This window comes from Paenibacillus sp. BR1-192 (genome assembly GCF_029542445.1).
Lineage (GTDB): Bacteria > Bacillota > Bacilli > Paenibacillales > Paenibacillaceae > Paenibacillus_AQ > Paenibacillus_AQ lautus_A.
In genome coordinates, this window is the sequence record NZ_CP120718.1 from 3,098,488 (window position 1) to 3,117,198 (window position 18,711).

The following is an 18,711-nucleotide window of genomic DNA, read 5'->3' on the forward strand; positions in this document are numbered from 1 at the left end:
GATGATACCCTTGAGTGCAAGGAGGGATTTGGATTAGTTTATTTCCTGTCACTTACTCGCTTCTGTCCAAACAAGCGGTAGGGTTACATATCCAACGCAATTATGAGATCGGTTCCGTTGTGAAAATTCAGTATTTCTTGCGGGGGATGAACGATACGTACGCAATAGAAACAGATGTTGATAAGTATATCTTCCGTATCTATAGGGCCGATCGAAGAAGCCGGCCTGACATCGAGTTTGAATTGGAATTGCTGCGGTTTCTCAGTGCGAACGGGATCAGCGTGTCAGAGCCCATTCCGGGAAAAGACGGCGCGTACCTTAGCGGATTTAACGTCATGGAGGGAACCCGGTACGGGGTTCTATTTCAATATGCGGAAGGACACGAGATGCCGATTCACGCCGCAGCGGACAGTTACCGGTTCGGTGAATCCATTGGCCATATGCATAAGGCGGCGGATCAATTTGAAAGTCGGTTTGCAAGGGAACGGCTGGATATGGAGTTTCTTATAGATCAGCCTTTATCCATCATCAGATCCTATATGAAGCATCGGTTAACCGATTGTAACTACCTTAGTGAAATGGCAACGGAACTAAAGAAACGAATTTCGGACCTCAAGGTTCAAGGTTTAGATTGGGGCGTGTGCCACGGAGATTTGCACGGCAATACGAATGCTGCATGGACAGAGGACGGAAAGCTGACCCATTATGATTTTGATTTATGCGGTTACGGCTGGAGAGCTTACGATATTGCGGAGTTTAGGCTGGCCAGAGAAATACATAGCAGACATGACCCGGAGGAAGTGGAAAGATTGTGGGACGCCTTTCTGAGAGGGTATTGTAGCGTCAGATCTCTCAGCGAAAATGATCTTGCTGCCGTCCCTGTATTTGTTGCCGTTCGGCAGCTTTGGCTCTTTGGTCTATGTTTTCGCGATTCGAAATTTTTTGGGCATTGCCGACTTTGATGAAGGTTTTATAGATAGCAAAATGCAGTATTTCAAGCGTTTGGAATATGTCTAGGATGGAGGAAATTATATGAAAGTTACCGTGGAGTTAACCGACGCTTCCGCCAAGTTTATGATTAACAATCTATATCCGCTATATTTGCATGATTTATCGGAGATATGGGAGTGGAAGCCGAATCGATACGGCGTCTTTGAGGATGACGATACTAGAACCTTATATGACCAGAATCAAGTTTTTGATATATGGTGGGAGAAGCCCTCGGTTTTGTTTCCCTATCTGATTCGAGTGGAAGGTATTCCGGCAGGGTTCGCCCTCGTCGCAACCCCGCCATACACTTTTGGCAGTGAATTTTACATGAATGAGTTTTTTGTTATGAAACCCTTCCGGGGCAAACATGTTGCTGAGAATGCTGCATCGCAAGTGTTCGGGAAGCATGCCGGCAGCTGGGAAGTCCAGACGAATGCCACCGATCGCAATAAGCGGGCTCAGGCATTCTGGAGAAAGACGATGCACAATTATGTTTCGCCCTCTCCCATGCAGGAATTTGTTGCAACGAGGGACGACAAAGAGATGCTGATCTTTCAGTTTGTATCATCGCGGGTGTAAAGTCCGACACACATATATGTCTTCTAAACAAAAGAAGTGATCGACATGGCGAAAAAACAATTCATACTTGAGGTATGAGTTGTTTTTTTATTTATGTTTTCGGGTGTCCCTTTTTTGGAAGATGAGGGGTTATACAGACGTAAATAAGATTTACACGGAGGTGCGTCTTCGAATTGGATTCGATCGAGGAGTACGTGAGACGTGTTAAGGCCGGAGAGGTGGATTGTTTCGAGCCTATCGTCGAAACGTACAAAAAACAGATTTACCTATATTGCTGCCGAATGCTCGGCTGCAAGCAGGATGCGCAGGATGCCGTCCAGGATATCTTCATCAAAGCGTTTACCAAGCTTTATACCTATGAAGCTAAAGTTTCATTCTCATCATGGTTATACAAGATTGGATATCATCATTGTCTCAATATTCTTCGTAAGCGACGGGTTCGCATGCGAGTAAGCCGACTGATCAAACCGGCGGGTTATGCTGATAGCGTGGAAGAGACGCTGGAGCGCAAGTGGTTTAGCGAACCGTTGGAATATGCCATGACCAAGCTCTCGGCAGAGGAGCGAAATCTGCTTGTGTTGCGGGTTTTTGAAGATAAACCATTTACGGAGATTGCCCAGATTCTGGATAAGAATCTAAGCGCGGTGAAGAAAAAATATGCTCGAATGAAACAGAAAGTCATCCAACTGATCCAGGAGAAGGAGGGGGCGGGGTTATGCGAGATTCGGGACAGCCGGAGCAAGATCGAATTCTGAGAAGCATGGAAATGCACTCCGTGGATGAAGAAGTAGACGTGACTCCCGCCATCATGCAAAAGGTGCGACGAATTCACCGGAAGAAACACGGAAGAAATGACGGCAATCGGAAGAAAACCTTAATGATTGCAATGCTTACTGCGATTTTGATTCTTTCGTCGCTTAGTGTTTACGCCAGTCATTATTTGATACAGATCAAGAACAAGGAAGGCGAAGTCATTCTGTCTACCATAAAGCCATGGAAATATTCCGAATCGGAATATAACGCCAAACGTGTGAAAGAGACGGAAGAAGAGCTGAGAAAGAGGTTAAAGCCGGGAGAACAGGCGGTATTTTATATCAAGGACCTGCACATGACGCCACTCGTCAAAGAACAACCTCTGAATTATTTTTATATGTTGACTAAGCATTCAAATTATCAGGAACTCGCAAAAGAAATCGAGGAAAAAGGCGCTCCCGTGCTTCAAGAGCCTGAATATGTACCGAAAGGGTATCGTTATGATTATGGACAGATTCAGATTAGGAACAATCCCGTATGGGGCACACCGGAGTATGAAACTCTTCTGAACGAACTCAAAGAGCAGGCAGAGAAGTCGGATGAAGAACAGGGACTGTTCTATAAGATTGTTCCTTGGTTCAAGATTGCATCTACAGGAATGGAATATCGTAAAGGCGAAAATCGGATCAAGATGGTAGCTTATGCCCGAGAGAAGGGCTCCAAGGCCGGGGTGCCCACAAACCAAGCCGTAAAAATAAAGGTGAAAGGGAAAGAAATGATTCTGTCAGCCAGTCCATCCAGCCCTTCGCGCAGCTTGACTTGGCTAAGCGACAATGAAGAGGTGCTATATATAATTACGGATGACCCAAAGGATCCGTTGTCCAAGGATGAGTTTGCGAAGATTGCGGCAGGGCTTATTCCGTAAAGGCATCCGATTTTTTACAAAATGTCCCTTTTGATGACGGCAAGGTGTTATATGAGATGTTAATAAAACTCAAAAGGCTTTGCCGCCGAAAGGAGCACGAATGGTAACATGATAAAAAACAAGATGAAAGTCGCATTATTTCTCGCAGCCACGATGATGGTCGGATCCGTCAACGCATACGCAGCCAGTACCGAAAGCGCATCGATATCGAAGACGATATCTGCCAAACCGGAGAAGGGAATCGTTTCATATGACGATCAAATCACGGACTTGGTCAACAGGCTTAAGCCAGGTCAGATGATTGCCTACTATGCTGCCGATCAGGAATTTAACCGGACAGATCAAATCTACTTCGCATCCAAGGGCTTTGCTTTCACTAAGTATACGGATTATTTGGCGAAGTCGAAGGCAATGAGTGCACCGTCCCTGACCAAGCCTGCAGCCTTGCCGAAAGGTTACACTTTCAAGAACGCGGTTGTATACTTAAAGAGTCCTGAAAGAACGTCGAGCTTGTACAAGAAGCTGGACAAGGAATTGAAGGGGAAGGCTGGAAACGGCGAGAAGTTCGTGTATTCCGAGATCATGAAGGTAAATGAAGCATCCGCCGCGATTCTGAACTATGAAAAAGGCAAAGTAAAGCTTCAAGTCGTAGCGAGTGATCTCGTTCCCGAACAGCCGATAGGCGGAACGCCCGTACCGCAGGAGAAACCGAACGAATCCAAGGAAACCATCGTCATTAACGGTGTCGAATGTGTCTACACCGCCGACTCGAAGGGAAGGGATCACCTGGATTGGGTGGATGAGGAGCAACAGATTCGTTACAGCATTTGGGCGGAAGACGTCAAGTCTGATATTCTTCGCTATGCCCAAAATATGCTTGCTCAAAAATAGAAGCTCTGCATTAGATCCGGTCGATGCAATAACCCATGTTTTTATTTTTTGCTCTAAAGTCTAAACTCTTTCATATAACAAGCATAGGATATTGTGTTCCGAAAATAAAGGAGGTTAGAACCATGGGTGAAGTTGCCGGTTACAATGGCGGAGGATACGGATCGGTTGGAGCGGTGCTGGTTCTCTTTATTCTCTTGGTCATCATCTTGTCTGCTTTCGGATTCGGATTTGGAGTTTAATAGGTTATGACAAAAACCCGCACCGTTTACTCGGTGCGGGTTTCTTCCGTTCATTGCGAGGCATGCCTTCCCATTGGCGAGACCACATCGGATTCTATGAGCAAGGACAACCATTTGCTATATAACTCCCACGGTTTCCCTGAGTCCAGCAATGCTTTGCAGGTATATATTCCTTCTTCGACGGAGCTGACTTTGTCCGCCAACTGTAAACGTACCGCACCATTCAGCAGCACCTGGTAGATAAATGCGAGGTCCCCTTTGCCCAGCAGAACCTCCGCCGTAGCGTCAGCTTGTTCGGAAGGAGTCCAGCCGATGTCCGGAACCGGCACATCTAGTCCGTACGCCTCGGGATCGATGATCTGCAGGCTGGCCTTGCCGTTCTCGATCCGGTATGTCCGCGTTGGCCGGTGAATGAATAATTCATCGGAGCCTTCACTGCCTTGAATAATGATCGCTTTACGGTAATCGAGTTTCATGATCAGTCGGCTTAACCGGTCAAAAACCGTATTATGGTATACGCCGAAGGTTAAATAAGGGGAATGGGAATAATCGACAAACTTTTCCGCCGTGTTGAGTACGGTCCGCATCCCCAGTTCCTCGCGAATCGGGCGAAGGTGCTTAAGCGGAGGGCACCATTCTTCCGCATCTACATATAATACGCCCGTCCGTTTGGCCGCCCGGATGCATGAGTCTTTTGCCAATGCCGGTCCGGTTATTCCTTTCGCCGCGAGTATATCCGACAAGGTAATCCCCCACTTTGGAGGGAGGGATGCAGTCCCGTGCAGCGTAACAGGGAGATCGGCAGCCGCGAGGACAAAAGCAGTGGCTAGCGTCGAGAAAAAAGATGACTTTCTGCCGTCATAAGGACCTGCGCAGTCGATACCCGCATGTAGAAACGAACGGTCCGCATATTCACGACTGACCTTCACGAAGGCTTCCAATTCTTCCACGCTTTCCATCTTGATGCGTTCAGCGATGAAAAAGGCGCCGATCTGCGCAGGAGTAGCCTGTGCACCTAGTATCGATGCTGCAGCCTGAAGCGCTTCCTCGTAAGTCAGGTCCCGAGCGCCGCGTTTGCCGCGGCCGACTTCTTTCAATAAGTGGATCATGATTTTTTGGCACCTCCTGAACCGGTCTCTTGCAGCAATTGATACAGCTTAACGATCGAGGTGGCGACGTCCACCATTCTTTTTCTTTCATTCATCGCCTGTTTGCGCAGGACATCGTAAGCTTCGGATTCCGAAATTTGTTTCATTTCGCATAAAATGCCTTTGGCCATATCAATCCATTTTCGTTCTTCAATGCGGGCTAGGAGCTGCGTTTTTTCGTCATGCCACTGTTGACGTTCGTAAAAATGCTTTGAACTAAAATGAAGCGTCCAATGCAGCTCGTGCTCCTTCATGGAGGGAAATAAAAGTCCATCAATTGTAACATCATCTTCACATGCTTCGAGAGATTGCGAAGCGGCATGATCGCTGCACCACCACAGAACCGGCACGCGCTTTTGTTGTTCAAGGGTACTGCACCATGGCTTGATCGAGGAGACCGGAAGATGGAGAACCGTTCCGTCAGCCTCCATGATTCCGGCCAACGCTTGCTTCTCATTGCGAGCAAGGTGGATCTTATAGCCGTATGAACGAAGGATAAATTCCGGAAGAAGCGCCTTGGCAGCTGTGTCACTTCGCTCTGAAGCAGGGACCGGATGGTGGATAACCAGCAATGAACGCATGGATTGACGCTCCCTTCATAAATGAAATCCTGTCAGAGGTAAAGCTTTAGCACAAAACAGAAACTATGTTAATTTATATAACATAAATCACAAGCGGATGTCGATAATTATTTAATTTTCTTAATTTCGTGTCAAATATGTTGACAGAACTCAAATGCGTAGTGTATATTTCCCTCAAGAACTTTATACTTCCCGGATACAACGTTGTATCCCATTAGCGGCAAAGAAGCCTGTTTTCGTTCCCGGTAAGAGTGTGCCAACTCTACTGGATCGAATGCAGGCTATTTTGGTTTTTTAAGATTTGTTGATGGATGAGTATATCGAAGGTGTTAGACGGAGGGAGAGCGAACCATGACAAAAAAGAAGTTAGTGATGATCGGGAATGGCATGGCAGGAGTACGGGCTATCGAGCATTTAATCAAGCTTGCGCCCGAAGCGTATGAGATTACGATATTCGGAGCGGAGCCTCATCCGAACTACAATCGGATCATGCTGTCATCCGTCCTCGCAGGCGGAACCGATCTGAAGGAAATCATGATTAATGACTGGGATTGGTACAAGGAGAACCGGATCCAATTGCATGCAGGACATACGGTGAACCGGATCGACACGCTGCATCGCAAAGTATTCTCCGAACAAGGAGCTGTCGCTCCATATGATGCTTTGATTATTGCGACCGGCTCCAATCCGTTTATGCTGCCTTTGCCGGGTGCCGACAAGGAAGGCGTGATCGCCTTTAGGGACATCCAGGATTGCGAAACGATGGTGAAGACGTCGCAGCAATATAAGAAAGCGGTGGTCATCGGGGGAGGCCTCTTGGGACTGGAGGCCGCTCGAGGTCTTCTGCATCTGGGCATGGATGTATCCGTGGTTCACCTGAATCCCTATTTAATGGAACGGCAATTGGACGAGACGGCAGCCAAAATGCTGCAGCGTGAACTCGAAACACAAGGAATGACGTTTTTGCTGAATAAAAATTCGGAATCGATCTCGGGTCGGAAGCGGGTGAGGGCGCTCCATTTTACGGACGGGAGCAGCGTCGAGACCGATCTGATCGTGATGGCCGTCGGGATCAAGCCAAACGTCTCTTTGGCACAGTCCTCCGGGATCGAGGTTAATCGCGGGATCGTCGTTAACGACTATATGGAGACGAACGTCCCCGACGTCTATGCGGTGGGCGAATGCGCGGAGCATCGGGGCATCGCTTATGGTCTTGTGGCCCCGCTGTACGAACAAGGAGCGGTACTCGCCAAGCATCTGGCAGGTGTGGAGACGAGTGGATATGCCGGTTCCGTCACGTCAACGAAATTAAAGGTATCCGGCGTGGATGTATTCTCCGCAGGTCATTTTGCAGACCCGGAAGGAACCAGATCCATGCGATATCAAGACGAGGTTGAAGGGGTATACAAAAAAATCGTCGTCCGCGAAGACCGGCTCATCGGGGCTGTTATGTTCGGCGATACGGGGGATGGACCGAAGCTGTTTTCGCTCATGAAGAGCGGGGAATCCATCAGGGGCAGAGAGAAAGAGCTTCTGTTAGGCTTCGCGCCTAATGCAGGCGTTGTATCACCGGAGCAGCGGCTGGCTCAACTGGCGGATGATGAGATCATTTGCGGCTGTAACGGCGTATCGAAAGAAGCGATCAAAGATGCCATTCTTACGAAGAACTGCAATACCGTCGCATCCGTTAAAGCTTGTACCAAAGCTTCGGGATCCTGCGGCGGCTGCAAACCTCTTGTCGAGGGACTCGTTCAATTATACGCCGGGGATGCTGCCGGGGAGCCGGTAAAAGAAGGGATATGCGGATGTACTTCGCTGGGGAGAGATGAAATTATCACCGAGATCACCCGTCTTGGACTGGGTACCGTGAAAGAAGTGATGAATGTGCTGGGATGGGACAATCCGGAGGGGTGCTCCAAGTGCCGTCCATCGTTGAACTACTATCTCGGCATGCTGTTTCCGGAATCCTACGTGGACGAGAAGGAATCCCGTTTCACGAACGAGCGGTACCATGCCAACATTCAGAAGGACGGAACGTATTCCGTGGTGCCTCGGATATACGGTGGGGTGACGTCGCCTTCGGAGCTAAAGAAAATCGCCGAGATTGCAGAAAAATTCGATGTGCCGATGGTCAAGATTACGGGCGGACAGCGGATCGATCTGCTCGGCGTCAAGAAGGAGGATCTGCCGAGAATGTGGGAGGAGCTGGATATGCCTTCCGGTTATGCCTACGGTAAAGCCCTCCGTACGGTTAAAACTTGCGTAGGGTCCACGTTTTGCAGATTCGGCACGCAGGACTCCATAGGTATGGGCGTGCGTTTGGAGAAAGAATTTGAGCGGCTGAGCACCCCGGCCAAAGTGAAACTGGCGGTTTCCGGATGTCCTCGGAACTGCGCGGAAGCCACCATTAAGGATTTTGGCGTTGTGGCAATTGATGGCGGCTGGGAATTGCACGTCGGCGGCAATGGAGGCGTTCATGTCCGGGCCACGGAATTGTTATGCGTCGTAAAGACCGAAGACGAGGTAGTCGAATGGGCCGGAGCCTTTATCCAATATTACCGCGAAAACGCACAATGGAATGAACGGACGTCGGTTTGGATCGAGCGAGTGGGCCTGGACCATGTGAAAAAAGCATTGGAGAAGAAAGAGGACCGCGCCGCTCTTGTTTCCAGAATAAAGCTGGCTTTAAGCAAGCAAAAGGATCCGTGGAAGGAGATTACGTCAGACAGCGGGCTTCGTAAAAATTTCGTGCCTTTGCCTGACGCCGAAGCTGTGACGAAATAGGGGGAGAACCAATATGGCGAAACTGCATGTAGGATACGTGAACGAAATCGATCCTAAGGGATCAAGAACCATTGAAATCGGGGGAACGGAAATTGCGCTGTTCCGCTTGTCGGACGGGAATATTCTGGCCGTCGAAAACAAGTGCCCGCATAAAGGAGGCAAGCTTTCGGAAGGTATGGTGTGCGGGAAGCAAGTGCACTGTCCACTGCATGATTGGAAAATCGATCTGTGCAGCGGACAGGTTCAAGAGCCGGACACGGGTCATGTAAACACTTATCAGATAGAAGTGGATCCGGCAAGCGGCGCGATTTACTTGCTGGATCGTACAGCTTAACGCATTGCCAGTCATATTCCGCTGTCATGTTTGAGGCTGTCATAAATGTTAAGGATTGATTTCATTAGAAGGAGTAGACCGACATGGATTACGTGAAACCGGATCAGGTGATGCATGACATGATCGAGGCTGGGGCCGCGAAGGCGCGGCTGAAGACTTCGCAGATGCTTAATCGCGGCATACTGTCCGGCGCTATCCTGGCATGCGCCACCACGCTAGCATTTACGGCTTCGACCCAAACGAATGTCCCGATGGCGGGCGCGCTCCTATTTCCGGTTGGCTTTGTCATCATTGTAGTGCTGGGCTTAGAGCTGGTCACCGGAAGCTTTGCGCTCTTACCGTTAACCGTTCTGCAGAAGAAGGGGTGGCTCTGGAATCAAATCCCCGTGCTTATAGGTAGCTTTATCGGCGGATCGGTATTTACCGGAGCGATGCTGTACTTTGCCCAATATGGATTCGGCAAGAGACGCGGGGTTGCGCGGATGGCGACCGGCTATTCAGGCCGCGGAATAATGGAGGCGACGGCAGTTTCCGTCGAGATCAGACGATGAGGCCGGGCATGGTGTATATCGTCGGCGCAGGTCCTGGAGACCCGGAGCTGATTACGCTGAAAGCCCTCCGGCGTATCCAGGAAGCGGACGTCATCATGTACGATCGGTTGGTGAACGATGAGCTGTTGAGTTACGCGAAGAAGGATGCTTTGCTTGTATACTGCGGCAAGGCACCCGGACGCCATTCTCTTCCGCAGGAAAAGATCAACGAGAACATGGTGGCCTTTGCCCTTGACGGTCATCATGTCGTCAGACTCAAGGGAGGCGATCCGCTGATCTTCGGTCGAGGGGGAGAGGAAGCATGCGAATTGGCTGCACGCGGCATTCCCTTCGAATTCGTGCCAGGCGTTACCTCGGCTGTGGGCGCTTCCTCGTCCGCAGGAATTCCTCTGACTCACCGCGGAGCCAGTACCTCGGTTGCTTTTGTCAGCGGAACGAGCTGCCATGGTAATGAGCAGAGCGTGAGGTGGGACTTGCTGGCGCACAGCGTGGATACGCTTGTGGTGTACATGGGTGTCAGCAGAATGGACGGCATCTGTAAAGAGATGATCGCTCATGGCAAGCAGCCGTGGACTCCCGCTGCCATCGTCGAGCAGGGAACCTGGGCAGAAGAGAGAATCTTCACGGGTACGCTCGGAACCATCTATAGGATTTCTCATCGGATGAACGTGAAAAATCCGGCCCTGCTGATCATTGGAGAAGTGGTGCGGGTCCGAGAGCAGCTCCTGAAACTGGCGGCGGAGGCGCAGGAGAAGACCGGTTAACCCTTGTGCAGACATGAGGAGATGCGCAGCCTACAATTACGCTAGAACGATACGAAGATACTTTTAACCATGGAGTGAACCCTTCTTGATTTGGGGTTCACTTTATTTTGCTGTGGAACATGTTAGCGGGGATGGGTAGGCATACAATAATACGGACCCGGCATTCGAGAATAGCCGATTTTATGCCGTCGCGAGAGGAAAACGCTTACAACGCAAAGAATATCAAGTTAACGCCATCTGTAACGATCAAGCTGGAGTGAAGTTGACATTACTTGTTTTAGAAAAGGGAAAGAACGGGGGAGACGCATGAAATATGACGTCATCGTGGTAGGAGCCGGCTTATCGGGTCTCGTAGCTACCGCCGAAATGGCCGAGGCCGGCAAGCGGGTGCTGCTGCTTGACCAGGAACCGGAAAGCTCTATTGGCGGGCAGGCATGGTGGTCTTTTGGCGGTTTATTCCTTGTCGATTCGCCCGAGCAGAGAAGACTGGGGATCCGGGACTCCCGTGAACTGGCATGGCAGGATTGGCTGGGAGCCGCTGGTTTCGATCGGGAGGAGGACGAGGATTTGTGGGGGCGGAAATGGGCCGAGGCCTATGTCGACTTTGCCGCCGGCGAGAAGCGGGCATGGCTGCATTCGTTAGGAATTCGGTTCTTCCCAGTCGTTGGCTGGGCGGAACGCGGCGGATATCTCGCCGAGGGCCACGGCAATTCCGTGCCGCGTTTTCACATTGTGTGGGGAACAGGGCCAGGTGTCGTACAGCCATTTGAGTCCAGGGTCAGAGACGCCATCCGTTCCGGCGCAGTTGATTATCGTCCGCGTCACCAAGTCGATGAGCTGATTACGCGCGAGAATGCCGTCATCGGAGTAAGGGGCTCGGTACTTGCACCGAGTTCGGCCGGCCGGGGCGAGGAAAGCTCCCGCGAGGTCGTTGGCGACTATGAATATTATGCGGAGGCTGTGGTTGTCTCCAGCGGAGGCATCGGCGCCAACCACGAGCTGATCAGGCAGCATTGGCCGTCCCGGTTAGGCAAGCCTCCACGAGCGATGCTCTCCGGCGTTCCCGCGCATGTGGACGGACGGATGCTGGGAATAACGGAGCAAGCCGGCGGGCGGGTCGTCAATCGAGACCGGATGTGGCACTACACGGAAGGGATTAAGAACTGGGACCCGGTATGGTCCAAGCACGGCATCCGGATACTGCCGGGTCCATCGTCAGTATGGCTTGATGCCAAGGGGCAACGGCTTCCTGCTCCGAATTTCCCGGGCTTCGATACGCTGGGAACCCTGAAAGCCATTCAGGATACGGGCTTTGACTATTCCTGGTTTCTTCTGACCAGAAAGGTCATTGAGAAGGAATTTGCCCTGTCCGGCTCGGAACAAAACCCGGATTTGACCGGAAAGAGCATCCGTAAAGTGCTGGGAAGAGTTGGCTCGGGCATTCCGGGCCCTGTGCAGGCATTTCTGGATCACGGCGAGGATTTTGTTGTCGCCGGTTCACTGCCCGAGCTCGTGGACGGCATGAATAAGCTTGCAGGCAGCGATCTGGTCAAGCTGGACGATTTGAAGCGTCAGCTTGCCGCAAGAGACCGCGAGATGGACCAGGCTTTTACCAAGGATCTGCAGATCACGGCGCTCCGGGGAGCAAGGAATTATATAGGCGATCGCTTGGTGCGCGTAGCCAAGCCGCATAAATTTCTTGATCCGGCCCATGGTCCATTGATTGCGGTACGCCTGCATATTCTTAGCCGAAAAACACTGGGCGGGCTTCAAACGGATCTCTCGGGGAGGGTGCTGAGTGCATTCGGCGAACCGATTCCCGGGCTCTACGCGGTCGGAGAAGCGGCCGGCTTTGGTGGTGGGGGCGTTCATGGTTACCGTGCATTGGAGGGAACGTTTTTGGGCGGCTGCCTGTTTACGGGAAGGCAGGCGGGGCGGAGCATTGCACAACTGTAAGGTTCAGGAGGTCGTCCATCCTTGGAAAATTGTGCAAAAGGACCCTTATCGTTGTCATCTTCTCCCCAGCCATAATAATGAAACGGCCTCCCATCGAAGTCGATGGGAGGCCGTTTTCAGTTATGGCTTAAGGAAGGATGTTGCCGGCCGCGCGGTAAATGGCGTACCATTCCTCGCGAGTCAACGTGACATCGCCTGCTTTGATGCAGTCCTTCAAACGGTTGATATTCATCGTTCCGATGATGGGCTGCATTTGTGCAGGGTGGCGAAGAAGCCAAGCAATGGCAATCGTCGTATTGGTAACGTTATATTTTTCAGCGATTTCATCAATCTTCTGGTTAAGCTCAGGGAACTTGTCGCTTCCAAGGAATACGCCTTCGAAGAACCCGTATTGGAAAGGCGACCAAGGCTGAATCGTAATGTCGTGCAGTCTGCAGAAATCCAGAACGCTGCCATCGCGGTTAACCGCGGCGTCGTTCTCCATATTCACGTTGATTCCGCTTTGTATCATGGTGGTATTGGTGATGCTAAGCTGCAGCTGGTTTGCTACGAGCGGCTGCTTCACCGCTTTTTTCAACAGCTGGATCTGCATCGGATTCTGGTTGGATACGCCGAAATGACGCACTTTCCCCGAGCTCTCGAGCTGATCGAATGCTTCAGCCACCTCTTCAGGCTCAACCAAAGCATCCGGACGGTGGAGCAGGAGAACGTCGAGATATTCGGTACGAAGTCTTTTGAGAATGCCGTCGACGGAATTCAAGATATGCTCTTTGGAGAAATCGAACATGCCCTGACGGATACCGCATTTGGATTGAAGAATGATCTTCTCGCGGACTTCCGCATTCATATGTATCGCATCTGCAAAAATCTCCTCGCAAGCTCCGCCGCCATATATGTCGGCATGGTCGAAGAAGTTGGCTCCTTCCTCCAGTGCGGATTGCACGAAACGTTCGGCTTCGGCTTTTTCCAGCGAATTTATGCGCATGCAACCAACGGCTACAACAGGTACTTCCAGTGAACTGCTTCCTAGTTTCATCGTTTTCATGATTGCGGTCCTCCCATTCAAAATAGGTTGATTGTACGGCCGCCGCGCTATAATGCAGGGGCAGCCGAGAACGTGTTAGCGAACGACTAGATGAATAGGTTCATGCTGACAGTCTCTAGTGTATTGTGACATGCAGACGGCGCAATGTACAAGCTTTAATTTTCTCTCCCAGGCAGCCATGTGGGTTATGGATCCCACATGCGATTTCGGAAGCGCCCTTGGATTCATCGCATCCTAATGTAGGGCCTTTACTTTTCGAATGACGATCCGGCTGTGAGGAAGAGACGGCATCTCATGAAAGCTGAAGCTTACGTCCTGCACGGGCACTTCATAACTCATTCGGTTAGCCAGAAAGTCCAGACTCTCCTTCATGATCTCAAGCGTAATCCATTCCCCGGCACAGCGGTGTCCCGAATGATGATCTCCGCCGCCTTGAGGGATGAAGTTAAAGGGACTTCCGTTCCAATGTTCGAAGCGATCCGGCTTGAACAGCTCCGGCTGATCCCATAGGCCGGGATGATGGTTCGTTCCGTATAAATCAAGGATCGTCAGCACGCCTTTATCGAATGCATATCCGTTCCAGGTAAAGTCCTTTCGTGCACGCGCTGGGGCAAAGGGGAAGAACGGGTAGAATCTCCGGACCTCCTGGACAAAATGCGTGAGCCGTTTCTCGTCGGACGTCATCAATTTCTCGCGCTCATGCTCCTGCTGAATGACAGCTAAGGCGGTAAAGCTTACGTAAATGGCAACGGCCACGATCGGGCGGAGAATGTTAATGATTTCTACCGCTGCGGTTTCTTTATCCAGAAGTTCGCCGCGAAGATCGCGATGCCAAGACATCGTGTGCAGCGTGCTGCCCTGCGGCGGATCCGCTTTTCCGCTGCGTACGTCGACAACGAGCTCCTGAATCCATTTTTCCGCCTTCGTTCGGGCGTTTCTTCCCTTCATATGCTTGATGCCAAAAGCCGCTGTAGCCTCGATCATGGCAGCAAGCCAGCCCGTTTTCTCCTCTGCTTCAGCTTCGGGAAGCGGCACGGCCGCCCACTCACAAGCCACACGGCAGAGAATTTCCTGGGCCTCCTCATAAATCTTGACGCTATCCTTGGATTCCCACCGGCTTACGGCAAGCTCCCAATGTTTGCGGGTGATTGCTCTCATGTCATGAAGAGCTTCCCTGGACATCAAGGACATAAACATGGCTTTGCGATGATGGTGTTCTTCGCCATCCAGCGTCTGCACCCCGTCTTCGCCGAACAGGGTTTTCAGCACGCGCTTCGGGGCTGCGCCGCTTCGCACAAACTTATCCCGGTCATAGAACAGCCTGGCCGCTTCTTCTCCGCGCATGCAGATGGCACGTTCCCCCAATAGACGGGTTTCGAAGATGTCGGATTGAAAGCCGATGGTTCGGTTCGTGATGAACAAATAGCCTTCTCGCAGCACATTCAAGCTATGATCAAGTCCCTCTTCCTTCGGAATCGGTTTGATCTCTTCCATAATGATCGCCTCCCGGATAATCAACATTTCAAAATCCAATATTAAAAATTTCTAGTTTCGTAATGAAAACATGCTTCCAACACAATACAACTTACATACCCGTTCTCTTCCGATTTGAACAATTTCACACCGCTGTTCTCAACTATCATAATCCAAGCAAAAAGTTGAAACCGGGCTGCTCCCTTGCAGGATTCCCTTGCGTTGACGAGAATTTGATTAAGTAATATTTCAAAAAGATGAACCCAGGAGGTTAAGAAAATGGCAGCAGAAATTACCAGTGTGTACAAAGAACAGATCCCGTCCGCGCGCTTGATCGGCAAACGGTATACGGACGAGCATCGAAATGCGGCAGGAAGCTTCGCGGACCAGTGGGAAGAATGGTTCGCCAATGGCTGGTTCGAAAAGATCGGGCAGCTTGGTTGTTTGCCGGAATCGGAGGGTGCTTCTTATGGTCTTATGCGAATGAACGGGATTCAGTTTGAATATTGGATCGGTATGCTTTTCCCGAAGCATATCGAAGCGCCGGAAGGATTTGACCATGCGGATCTGGAAGAAGGCGCTGCGGGTATATGTTGGTTATATGGCAAGGATAACGGGGAGCTGTTCGGTATGGAGCCTCATAAACGATGCATGGCGAAAATCGCCGAACAAGGCTGGAGTTTGGACGAGAACCCGTGGTTCTTTGAACGTTATCATCCAGTCCGTTTTATGATGCCGGACGAGCAGGGGAATGTCATCTTGGATTATGGCGTTTATTTGAAATGAGACGTTCGATTCGCTAGGCATGAATGAGAGCCGCTCCAATGGAGTGGCTCTTAACCGTTCTTCTGATTCAGTTAAACAAACTACACGCCATACTCGAGCTCGCCGTTTCTGTGGAAATGCTCGGGTCGCCGGTGCATTCATTACGATATACGGAACATTTAGATTCATGCAGCGCTTAGCCTCTGCTCACGAATTTCTTTGCATTGTCTACGTTCAGCTTTTTAACATGTTGAGTCAATAGATTCTTGTCACTGACGATCCAGGTGTGATTGGTGGAGTTGCGTCTTCGATTCGCTAAGAAATGATACGGACTTCCCGAGTATATTCTATAGTTACGAGCTATACAATCAGCACAAAATTGGACGCACTCGCTGCGATTTTGATTCGGGAACGCTACTTGATCGAATACATGCCGTTTAACCAGCATGGTCGCCCCTTGAACAAGGCGAACCCATTGATTGGCCATGTTAGGGTAACGGTGCAGAAGAGCTTTTTGTCCGGCAAGCTGCATGAAGTGCGCTCTCTTTCCTACAATATCAGCGCGAGTCTTGATCATGAGACGGACGCTTTCGTTCAAATAATCAGGTGCGTAATAGTCATCATCGTCAAATTTAGCAATGAGGCCGTGTTTGGAGACCTTGACTCCATAATTAAGGCAGCTGCCGAGTGATAATCGTTCCGGTTTGCTATATATTCTGACGTTGCGATATGACTTGGCTGCCATTTGATATTCCGGCAGCTTGAGACTGCCATGATTTAAGATGACGATTAACTCTTTGTTCCTGTAATTCTGTCTGGCGTAATTCTCCAACAGATTGTGCAGGCATTCCGGTCTTTTGGTGCAGGTGATGATCGATACGGCAGGCTGTGATGGGGATGATGACCGGTGCGTCATGCTCGACCGCCTCCGGTCGTCCGCTGTACGAATTTTTTGAAATCTCGCACATTCGGAACTTTAGGGTGCTTGGCCATGAGTTCCTGATCGCTAATGATCCATGTATGACCGGATGAATTTTTCCGCCGCACTGCCGTAAAATGATACTTGCTGCCGGAATAGACTTTGAAGCCCTTTCTTTTACTTCTTGTGCAAAAAAGATCGTCTTCACCGACGCTTTGATTCGGAAAGCGTACTTTGTTAAAGACGTGCTTCTTAAATATGAGCGTAGCCCCCGGCAGCATGGTTACGGTTCGATTTTCATCGTTAGGAAAGCGTAGAATTAGAGTTTTGGAGCCTTGTAAATACATATAATGTGCACGTTTCCCTATAATATCGGCGTTCGATCTTCTTAACGACTTCAGGCTGTCCGACAAATAGTGGGGGGCGTAATAGTCGTCATCATCGAATTTGGCAACGATGCCGTATTTCGTTTTGCTTACGGCGTAATTTAAGCACGCACCCAAAGTGACATGCTCCGGCATGCGGTAGATTTGTATGTTTCGATGCTTGTTGGCTATTTGCTGGTAAGGAGAGAGGGCGATTGTACTATCGTTGACGACGATAATGAGCTCTTTCTTGACATGGGATTATCTAGCGAAATTATGGAACAAGTTTTTAATATAATTAGGGCGATTCGTACAGGTAATAATGGATACGCCTTGCGTTTTGGATGAATTGTTGAAGCTTGCTGCCATTCCGTCACTCTCCTTATCTATGAGGATAATTTATATATCACAATAGAGTATGTAAAGTATAAATAGAGGTAACGGCATTACGACTCGACCAACTTTTAAAATTTTTATAGCAGGAGGGCATTGCATTACAGATCTTGTTTATCTATAATGGATGACATAAGTCCATAATATGATTTGTCCTTGGCATTCTTCCTTGGGCAAAGGGAAATAGACAAGGAGTCATGTCGTCTTGCGTTCATATTATGGATATTAAAGATCCAGAAGGGTGATGGTGTGCATGACGGATCAATTGCATGATGTCGTTATTATCGGCGGAGGTCCGGCAGGATTGAATGCTGCGCTGGTATTGGGAAGAGCGAGGAAAGACGTGGTGTTGATTGACGAAGGAAAGCCGCGAAACAGGGTTACGCGGGAAACCCACGGTTTTCTTACGAGAGACGGCACAAGCCCATCGGAGTTTCGCCGTATAGCAAGAGAACAGATTACCGCCTATCCCTCCGTCCGCTTCGTAGAGAATACAGCTGCCGGCGTAGAGGGAGTCGACGGTGATTTCCGGATTACCACGGGAGAGGGAACGATATACCGGAGTAAAAAGCTGCTGTTCGCCGTTGGGAAGAAGGACAGCCCGCTGGATGTTAACGGATTAGCCGACGTATACGGAAAGAGTGCCTTCGTCTGCCCATACTGCGATGGATGGGAATTGAGGGACCAACCGCTCGTCGTCATTGCCAAGGGTGCGGGGGCGCTGCATTTTGCCAAAGTGATCGCAGGGTGGAGCGACCGGTATACCATCTGTACGAACGGACCGGATGAACTGACGGATGAACAACGGCAGGAATTAAAGGATCATGACGTGCCTCTATTCAACTCCCCGATTCATCGCATTGAATCGAACGAGGGGATGGTGCGGCAAGTCGTATTGGAGGATGGAGCGGTCATTCCGTGCACGGGCATCTTTTTCGCGCCGAAGCTGGTCCCTGGTTCAGAATTGCCGGCGGCTGTAGGTTGCGATATCAATGAAGGTGGAAGTGTGGTCATTGATGCCTTCGGCAAAACGAGCGTGCCGGGCGTCTACAGCGCCGGTGATGCAGCCACCGAGATGTATCAGGCCATTGCGGCCGCTTCGATGGGAGCCATGGCAGCGGCCGCCATCAACGGCGAGCTGCTTAACGAACGATGGAATCGTTAATCCGTGAGTATACGAGAGGCAGGCTTTGGTTAGCATCCAAGCCTGTTTTTTCGTTCCTAGGGGATTTTTTAATTCTAAATCATTCTTACAC

General features: G+C 50.2%; 18 protein-coding genes and 1 pseudogene. 13 read left to right on the plus strand and 6 right to left on the minus strand.

The annotated features are described in order from the left end of the window. The first annotated feature begins 14 nt into the window (after nucleotides 1-14). The 6 genes from P0X86_RS13890 to P0X86_RS13915 all read left to right on the plus strand — a co-directional run bounded on the left by P0X86_RS13890 (nucleotide 15) and on the right by P0X86_RS13915 (nucleotide 4,377). Nucleotides 15-962: a phosphotransferase gene (locus P0X86_RS13890; protein ID WP_277748713.1), complete on the plus strand. Its 948-nt coding sequence runs from the start codon at nucleotides 15-17 to the stop codon at nucleotides 960-962. 70 nt (nucleotides 963-1,032) lie between these two features. Continuing rightward, a complete protein-coding gene (locus tag P0X86_RS13895) occupies nucleotides 1,033-1,569 on the plus strand; it encodes a GNAT family N-acetyltransferase (RefSeq protein ID WP_213578118.1) in 537 nt (178 codons plus the stop codon). Between the two features lie 194 nt (nucleotides 1,570-1,763). Further along, entirely contained in the window at nucleotides 1,764-2,324 is a 561-nt protein-coding gene (locus P0X86_RS13900; RefSeq protein ID WP_228468945.1) for an RNA polymerase sigma factor, read from the plus strand. After that, entirely contained in the window at nucleotides 2,285-3,247 is a 963-nt protein-coding gene (locus P0X86_RS13905; RefSeq protein WP_277748714.1) for a hypothetical protein, read from the plus strand. The genes P0X86_RS13900 and P0X86_RS13905 overlap by 40 nt, the downstream gene beginning before the upstream one ends. 108 nt (nucleotides 3,248-3,355) lie before the next feature. Continuing rightward, a complete protein-coding gene (locus tag P0X86_RS13910; RefSeq protein WP_277748715.1) occupies nucleotides 3,356-4,138 on the plus strand; it encodes a hypothetical protein in 783 nt (260 codons plus the stop codon). 122 nt (nucleotides 4,139-4,260) lie between these two features. After that, nucleotides 4,261-4,377 carry a hypothetical protein gene (locus P0X86_RS13915; RefSeq protein WP_009593567.1) on the plus strand — a complete coding sequence of 39 codons (117 nt, stop codon included), beginning with the start codon at nucleotides 4,261-4,263 and terminating at the stop codon, nucleotides 4,375-4,377. 50 nt (nucleotides 4,378-4,427) lie between these two features. Here the strand turns inward: P0X86_RS13915 and P0X86_RS13920 are convergent, their stop codons facing one another. Continuing rightward, nucleotides 4,428-5,486, minus strand: coding sequence for an anthranilate phosphoribosyltransferase (locus tag P0X86_RS13920; protein WP_277748716.1), 1,059 nt, complete (start codon nucleotides 5,484-5,486; stop codon nucleotides 4,428-4,430). After that, on the minus strand, nucleotides 5,483-6,106 hold the full coding sequence (locus P0X86_RS13925; protein ID WP_015734881.1) for an ANTAR domain-containing response regulator: 624 nt from the start codon (nucleotides 6,104-6,106) through the stop codon (nucleotides 5,483-5,485). Before P0X86_RS13925 ends, P0X86_RS13920 begins: the two co-directional genes overlap by 4 nt. Before the next feature lie 351 nt (nucleotides 6,107-6,457). Between P0X86_RS13925 and nirB the strand changes: the two genes are divergently transcribed. From nirB to P0X86_RS13950, 5 genes are all read left to right on the plus strand, one after another. After that, on the plus strand, nucleotides 6,458-8,890 hold the full coding sequence (nirB, locus tag P0X86_RS13930; protein WP_192572210.1) for a nitrite reductase large subunit NirB: 2,433 nt from the start codon (nucleotides 6,458-6,460) through the stop codon (nucleotides 8,888-8,890). 13 nt (nucleotides 8,891-8,903) lie between these two features. Next, on the plus strand, nucleotides 8,904-9,224 hold the full coding sequence (gene nirD, locus P0X86_RS13935; protein WP_015734883.1) for a nitrite reductase small subunit NirD: 321 nt from the start codon (nucleotides 8,904-8,906) through the stop codon (nucleotides 9,222-9,224). 83 nt (nucleotides 9,225-9,307) lie between these two features. After that, nucleotides 9,308-9,775 carry a formate/nitrite transporter family protein gene (locus P0X86_RS13940; RefSeq protein ID WP_277748717.1) on the plus strand — a complete coding sequence of 156 codons (468 nt, stop codon included), beginning with the start codon at nucleotides 9,308-9,310 and terminating at the stop codon, nucleotides 9,773-9,775. 8 nt (nucleotides 9,776-9,783) lie between these two features. Beyond that, nucleotides 9,784-10,539: a uroporphyrinogen-III C-methyltransferase gene (gene cobA / locus P0X86_RS13945; RefSeq protein WP_277748718.1), complete on the plus strand. Its 756-nt coding sequence runs from the start codon at nucleotides 9,784-9,786 to the stop codon at nucleotides 10,537-10,539. A 306-nt stretch (nucleotides 10,540-10,845) separates the two neighbouring features. Further along, entirely contained in the window at nucleotides 10,846-12,495 is a 1,650-nt protein-coding gene (locus P0X86_RS13950; RefSeq protein WP_277748719.1) for an FAD-binding dehydrogenase, read from the plus strand. Nucleotides 12,496-12,622: 127 nt separating this feature from the next. On the opposite strand, the gene P0X86_RS13955 is transcribed toward P0X86_RS13950, so the two are convergent. Together P0X86_RS13955 and cypC are read right to left on the minus strand one after the other, a co-directional pair. Then, entirely contained in the window at nucleotides 12,623-13,540 is a 918-nt protein-coding gene (locus tag P0X86_RS13955) for an aldo/keto reductase (RefSeq protein ID WP_096775498.1), read from the minus strand. Nucleotides 13,541-13,774: 234 nt separating this feature from the next. Continuing rightward, nucleotides 13,775-15,034: a CYP152 family fatty-acid peroxygenase CypC gene (gene cypC / locus P0X86_RS13960; protein ID WP_277748720.1), complete on the minus strand. Its 1,260-nt coding sequence runs from the start codon at nucleotides 15,032-15,034 to the stop codon at nucleotides 13,775-13,777. Nucleotides 15,035-15,292: 258 nt separating this feature from the next. Here cypC and P0X86_RS13965 point away from each other — a divergent pair, with 258 nt between their 5' ends. Beyond that, nucleotides 15,293-15,799 (plus strand): AraC family transcriptional regulator, encoded by a 507-nt coding sequence (locus P0X86_RS13965; RefSeq protein ID WP_277748721.1) that lies wholly within the window; start codon nucleotides 15,293-15,295, stop codon nucleotides 15,797-15,799. A 175-nt stretch (nucleotides 15,800-15,974) separates the two neighbouring features. Here the strand turns inward: P0X86_RS13965 and P0X86_RS13970 are convergent, their stop codons facing one another. Both P0X86_RS13970 and P0X86_RS13975 read right to left on the minus strand, forming a co-directional pair. After that, a complete protein-coding gene (locus P0X86_RS13970; RefSeq protein ID WP_213578133.1) occupies nucleotides 15,975-16,694 on the minus strand; it encodes a glycosyltransferase family 2 protein in 720 nt (239 codons plus the stop codon). After that, nucleotides 16,691-17,431, minus strand: a pseudogene (locus tag P0X86_RS13975) (glycosyltransferase family 2 protein). The gene P0X86_RS13970 and the pseudogene P0X86_RS13975 overlap by 4 nt, the downstream one beginning before the upstream one ends. 277 nt (nucleotides 17,432-17,708) lie before the next feature. Between P0X86_RS13975 and P0X86_RS13980 the strand changes: the two are divergent. Beyond that, complete coding sequence (locus P0X86_RS13980) at nucleotides 17,709-18,620, plus strand: NAD(P)/FAD-dependent oxidoreductase (RefSeq protein ID WP_277748722.1); 912 nt, start codon at nucleotides 17,709-17,711, stop codon at nucleotides 18,618-18,620. The last annotated feature ends 91 nt before the right edge of the window (nucleotides 18,621-18,711 follow it).

Bases quoted from the DNA above. Each gene is read 5' to 3' on its own strand.
- P0X86_RS13925 (WP_015734881.1), bottom strand. From the start codon at position 6,106: ATGCGTTCATTGCTGGTTATCCACCATCCGGTCCCTGCTTCAGAGCGA.
- P0X86_RS13950 (WP_277748719.1), top strand. From the start codon at position 10,846: ATGAAATATGACGTCATCGTGGTAGGAGCCGGCTTATCGGGTCTCGTA.
- P0X86_RS13955 (WP_096775498.1), bottom strand. From the start codon at position 13,540: ATGAAAACGATGAAACTAGGAAGCAGTTCACTGGAAGTACCTGTTGTA.
- P0X86_RS13965 (WP_277748721.1), top strand. From the start codon at position 15,293: ATGGCAGCAGAAATTACCAGTGTGTACAAAGAACAGATCCCGTCCGCG.
- nirD (WP_015734883.1), top strand. From the start codon at position 8,904: ATGGCGAAACTGCATGTAGGATACGTGAACGAAATCGATCCTAAGGGA.
- P0X86_RS13980 (WP_277748722.1), top strand. From the start codon at position 17,709: ATGACGGATCAATTGCATGATGTCGTTATTATCGGCGGAGGTCCGGCA.
- P0X86_RS13895 (WP_213578118.1), top strand. From the start codon at position 1,033: ATGAAAGTTACCGTGGAGTTAACCGACGCTTCCGCCAAGTTTATGATT.
- cobA (WP_277748718.1), top strand. From the start codon at position 9,784: ATGGTGTATATCGTCGGCGCAGGTCCTGGAGACCCGGAGCTGATTACG.
- nirB (WP_192572210.1), top strand. From the start codon at position 6,458: ATGACAAAAAAGAAGTTAGTGATGATCGGGAATGGCATGGCAGGAGTA.
- P0X86_RS13910 (WP_277748715.1), top strand. From the start codon at position 3,356: ATGATAAAAAACAAGATGAAAGTCGCATTATTTCTCGCAGCCACGATG.
- cypC (WP_277748720.1), bottom strand. From the start codon at position 15,034: ATGGAAGAGATCAAACCGATTCCGAAGGAAGAGGGACTTGATCATAGC.
- P0X86_RS13905 (WP_277748714.1), top strand. From the start codon at position 2,285: ATGCGAGATTCGGGACAGCCGGAGCAAGATCGAATTCTGAGAAGCATG.
- P0X86_RS13970 (WP_213578133.1), bottom strand. From the start codon at position 16,694: ATGACGCACCGGTCATCATCCCCATCACAGCCTGCCGTATCGATCATC.
- P0X86_RS13940 (WP_277748717.1), top strand. From the start codon at position 9,308: ATGGATTACGTGAAACCGGATCAGGTGATGCATGACATGATCGAGGCT.
- P0X86_RS13920 (WP_277748716.1), bottom strand. From the start codon at position 5,486: ATGATCCACTTATTGAAAGAAGTCGGCCGCGGCAAACGCGGCGCTCGG.
- P0X86_RS13915 (WP_009593567.1), top strand. From the start codon at position 4,261: ATGGGTGAAGTTGCCGGTTACAATGGCGGAGGATACGGATCGGTTGGA.